The organism is Chitinophaga sp., assembly GCF_036566945.1.
Classification (GTDB): domain Bacteria; phylum Bacteroidota; class Bacteroidia; order Chitinophagales; family Chitinophagaceae; genus Chitinophaga.
This window is the reverse complement of sequence record NZ_DATCVJ010000669.1, coordinates 1-4,362: the sequence shown is the minus strand read 5'-3', so window position 1 is coordinate 4,362 and position 4,362 is coordinate 1. Positions and strand designations below refer to the sequence as shown.

The window sequence follows — 4,362 nt, the reverse complement described above, 5'->3', positions numbered from 1 at the left end:
GATCCTGTTGTGTATCACATTGGTGGAAGTAGGTCTGGCGTTCTTACACCTGGAATACGGTTTCCTGCCAAGAGTATTGCTGAACGCAATATTTATCGGTCTTACCCTGGTAAAAGCTTTCTATATAGTAGCGGAATTTATGCACTTAGGTCATGAAATCAAAAACCTGATCATGACGGTATTGATCCCTTTACTGCTGTTCGTATGGTTTATCATCGCTTTCCTTTATGAAGGTGACTCCTGGAAAAATATGCGTAAAGACCTGAAACCAGGTACTCCCGTAGAAACTCCAAAGGTTGGACCAGCTGAAAAGCATCATTAATTTCATTTATAAATTGTCAGGATCATCACTCGCAGGGCTTTATTAGGAGTATCATTGGCTATATTGGTGCCGCTTTTGGGTTATCTCATCGTAGATCACTACGGAAAAAATGTGGTGCCAGTACCCGGTTACTTCATCCCCGAGAGAGTAGATACGATCTCTGAAAATGGTAAAGTTTCTTACGATACCGTTTTTCATAAGATCAGGGACTTCAAACTGACCAACCAACTCGGTCAATCCGTTAGTTTGAAAGACATGGAAGGAAAAGTATTACTGGTTGATTTCTTTTTCACCTCCTGCCCAAGTATCTGTCCTACATTGACTAAGAACCTGAGAAAGATCCAGAGTGCTTACGTAAAGAATGATTCTTTACTCCAGATCCTCTCTTTTTCAGTAGATCCGGAAAGAGATACGGTAGACAAACTGCGTAAATACGCATATGATTACCAGATCAATCCTGATAACTGGTGGTTGCTGACCGGGAGTAAAAAAGAAATCTACGACCTCGCCCGAAACGATTTTTTTGTTTCAGTTACCAAAGGAGACGGTGGTCCGGATGATTTTATACATACGGAAAAGCTCGTGCTGATTGACAAAAACGGAAATATCAGGGGATACTACGACGGGCTGGATTCCAATGCAGTAAAACGATGCGCAGGCGATATCGCCATATTGCATCTGGCAAAGGAAAGACATAGACCAGGTTTTGGAGCCTTCCTCAAAAAATTATTCTCCGGAGAAAAGTAATAAATAATTTTATTTGAAAGGGTGAATAAGGAAAGGGTGTTCACCTTACCTTATTCACCTTTATATTTAGCAGATATGGAACTTAAAAATAAAAATCTCAATACGCCCATTACCATTGTATCTATCGCGATCCCTGCGTTGGTGGCGTTATTGTTTGTTTTGCCCAAACCGGAGATGCATCCTGGATTTGATATCAGGATACTGCCGTTGTTCCATGCTATTCTGAACACTGCGACAGCAGTGTTGTTGCTGGCCAGCCTGTACTTTATTAAAAACGGTCAGGTGAAAGCGCATAAAACCGCTAATTTAATTGCGGTGGCACTGTCCGCACTATTCCTGTTGTCTTATGTTACCTACCATGCCCTGGCCCCTGAAACACGTTTCGGCGACCTGGATCATAACGGTATCTTAGATGCTTCGGAAAAAGCGATCCTCGGCGGCGTACGTTATATTTATTATTTCCTTTTACTGACACATATTGTGCTGGCAGGTATTATAGTGCCACTGGTGCTTTTTACCCTGTTGCGCGGATTTCAGAATGATATTCCCCGTCATCGTAAAATAGCCCGTATTACCTGGCCTATCTGGTTTTATGTAGCAGTGACCGGTGTGATCGTTTATATCATGATTTCCCCTTACTACCACTAATATATTTAGCGGATTTTTTTGGGAGAGATAGCCTAATTTTGTGTGATCAAATAAGCAATACTATGAAGAAGGCAGGTTTGTTTTTGCTGACAGGTGTTTTAATGGTGATGAGCGGGTCAGTAATGGCGCAGTGTTCCCTGTGTACTAAAACAGCACAACAGCTGGGCGAAGGTCCTGCAAAGGGCCTGAATAATGGCATCCTGATGTTGGCTTTAACACCCCTGGCAATTATTGGTTTCCTGGCCTTTAGATGGTGGAGGAGTAACAAGGAAGCCTGATAAAAATAAATTCGAATAACCCAAAAGAACTATGATTACCTACAGAAAGGCGGATATAACAGATATCCCGCAGTTGGTGCATTTGCGGCTGCAGTTTCTGAAAGAAATTTACCCTAAGGCTGATATTTCCCAGGATACCGTGTTGCAGGATCATCTCAGGGTTTACTTAACAGAACATCTTACCAAGAATAACTTTGTAAACTGGTTTGCTTTGGCAGAAGGCAGGGTTGTGGCCAGTGCCGGCATAGTTTTTTATAACCAGCCACCACTGTACCACAATCTTGAAGGCAAAGTTGCCTATATCCTGAATGTGTATACGCTCCCTGCTTTCCGCCGGAAAGGCATTGCAAAAACGTTATTGCAAAAATTAATGGAAGAGGCAAAAGAACGTAATACCGGTAAGGTAAGCTTACATACCAGTAAGGATGGACGTTTATTATACGAGCAATTGGGCTTTGTGGCCGGCGATAATGAGATGACCTGCCAGTTGCCACGTATACAATAACTCCTACTCTTCTTCCCGAAGCTCAAATACCTGACAGTCTACCCGTAAACCACCATTGTTCAAAGCTATTTTCAACTTGTTACAATAGTGTCCTTTCTTCTCAGTGTACGACTGACAATTAAAACACATCGGCTGCGTTGAAATAACTTCCTGTTGATTCAGCTGATAGATCAGTTGCATCAATTGTTCCAGCAGCCCACTCTGTTCTTTTGCAGATAACTGGTCTACCGTGTCCTGTAAAGGGTTGGCGAACTGTTCTACTTTTTTTGCCACGGCACGTCCTTCCTTTACGAGGTGTAAAGTGTGACTGCGTGTGTCTGTAGCACTCGCTTTACGGGTCAGGTATTGCTTCTGTTCCAATGACTTCACTGCATCACTGATCGTTGCCTTGGTCATGTTGAAATATGACGCCAGGTTGGTTACAGTACGCTTTTCCTCCGGGTAGTGCAGTAAAAAGGTAAGTACCTGAATTTGTATGGGACTAAGTCCATACTGTGTGGCCTCCTGCCATAATAGTACACGGAAGGCTTCTGATAATCGCTCCAGGGAGGCCACTACTTTACTAGATGTGTTTTCTGCCTGCTGTGCTGGGCTGAATGTGGAAACTTTCCCCATATTTTCTTGCTGTCCTTAATAGTTAAGTGGGGCAAGGTACAATATAAATATATGGCGTGAAATAGCATATTAGTGACATTCCTTGACTAAATCCCTTTTTTTTCCCGGCAGCCTTCGAGCTCATGGATATAGTACCCTTTTCGCAGAATTTGGATCTCCCACCGCGGTATTATCTCGGTAATATGGGAAAAACGGCAGTCCTTATGTGATACCAACAGCCCCTCTCCCCTTTTGGTCTGGAGATAGGAATTTCCAAATACCAATACCTGCTCAAAACGGGTGTCTTTCGTTACTATAATGTCGAAATGCAGATGTCTTCCATCCTTTTTCTTAACATATGTGTCGTAAACTGCGACTTGCATAGTCTTTTTCTTTTGGGTGCTAACGTATACGGTTATACTAAAATGGGAGCGATTGGGCTTGAGGATATACCCATAACAGAACACTGAAACTAACCGCTTTAAACCATGCCTGTTGCATGTGAGCTACGTCTGCCGCCGGATGACCATGCGTGGCCAGGTAAGGTCTGCCTGCTTCAGAAACAGGATATATAAAAGTGGATAAATACCGCAAGTATTCTACCGGCAACGGGTCCATATTAGTTGTAAGGGCTGGTTTCAACTGTAGCTGTGCAGCAATACGTTCTTCAAACTGCCACCAGGTATTGCCTTCCTGCCGCGTACATAAGTCAGTAATCCATTTGCGAAAATGAGGACGCAGGGTTTGCAGATAATTTACATCAGGCGCACCATCCCGCGTAAAATAATAAGCGAGATAATTATTCTTTAAAATGTAATCATACCAATTATTCAGAATGTCTTCCGTGTGCGCAGTCAGAATGTTGCCCGCCATTATCAGATATTGCTCATCGTCATTGGTAAATAGCAGCATTCTTTTTAGTCGGACTAACATTTGTGCATCCAGTGGGGATTTAGGGTTATCTGATCCGGCTCTGCCTTGCTGCATAGCGTCATTCATACATATTCATTTAGATTTCCATCACGGATTGGTCATTACAAATATAATAAGGTTACCTAACTAAAAAAATTATATAATGACGTATACTGCTGTACGTTAGTAGTATGATATATTAATATAATTTTATTTGTGATTGTAAGATGAACGCTATAGCTTTGATGGTATTGATAATAACCACGCCGCATCATGCTATATTACATTACTAAGAATGGTTTTCCGATAGTACCCATGCCCGCTGATAACCTCGAATACGCAAGGGTAAAGCAATT

The 4,362-nt window shown here is 42.3% G+C and carries 8 protein-coding genes; 5 read left to right on the top strand and 3 right to left on the bottom strand.

Features of this window, described 5'->3' with window-relative positions:
• The 5 genes from VIP81_RS20400 to VIP81_RS20380 form a co-directional block, all read left to right on the top strand.
• Nucleotides 1-322: cytochrome C oxidase subunit IV family protein (locus VIP81_RS20400; protein WP_331965469.1), on the top strand; the 322-nt coding region annotated here is incomplete at its 5' end.
• Nucleotides 323-376: 54 nt separating this feature from the next.
• The gene (locus VIP81_RS20395) at nt 377-1,069 is read left to right on the top strand and encodes an SCO family protein (RefSeq protein ID WP_331965466.1); all 693 of its coding nucleotides are present in this window, start codon (nt 377-379) and stop codon (nt 1,067-1,069) included.
• A 75-nt stretch (nt 1,070-1,144) separates the two neighbouring features.
• Nucleotides 1,145-1,717, top strand: coding sequence for a DUF420 domain-containing protein (locus tag VIP81_RS20390; RefSeq protein ID WP_331965460.1), 573 nt, complete (start codon nt 1,145-1,147; stop codon nt 1,715-1,717).
• 62 nt (nt 1,718-1,779) lie between these two features.
• Nucleotides 1,780-1,995, top strand: coding sequence for a hypothetical protein (locus VIP81_RS20385; protein ID WP_133806987.1), 216 nt, complete (start codon nt 1,780-1,782; stop codon nt 1,993-1,995).
• Between the two features lie 31 nt (nt 1,996-2,026).
• Nucleotides 2,027-2,500 carry a GNAT family N-acetyltransferase gene (locus VIP81_RS20380; protein ID WP_331965455.1) on the top strand — a complete coding sequence of 158 codons (474 nt, stop codon included), beginning with the start codon at nt 2,027-2,029 and terminating at the stop codon, nt 2,498-2,500.
• 3 nt (nt 2,501-2,503) lie between these two features.
• On the opposite strand, the gene VIP81_RS20375 is transcribed toward VIP81_RS20380, so the two are convergent.
• From VIP81_RS20375 to VIP81_RS20365, 3 genes are all read right to left on the bottom strand, one after another.
• Nucleotides 2,504-3,115 carry a MarR family winged helix-turn-helix transcriptional regulator gene (locus tag VIP81_RS20375; protein ID WP_331965452.1) on the bottom strand — a complete coding sequence of 204 codons (612 nt, stop codon included), beginning with the start codon at nt 3,113-3,115 and terminating at the stop codon, nt 2,504-2,506.
• 86 nt (nt 3,116-3,201) lie between these two features.
• Nucleotides 3,202-3,477, bottom strand: coding sequence for a DUF2024 family protein (locus tag VIP81_RS20370; RefSeq protein ID WP_331965449.1), 276 nt, complete (start codon nt 3,475-3,477; stop codon nt 3,202-3,204).
• A 37-nt stretch (nt 3,478-3,514) separates the two neighbouring features.
• Nucleotides 3,515-4,093: a protoglobin domain-containing protein gene (locus VIP81_RS20365; protein ID WP_331965446.1), complete on the bottom strand. Its 579-nt coding sequence runs from the start codon at nt 4,091-4,093 to the stop codon at nt 3,515-3,517.
• Nucleotides 4,094-4,362: the final 269 nt, after the last annotated feature.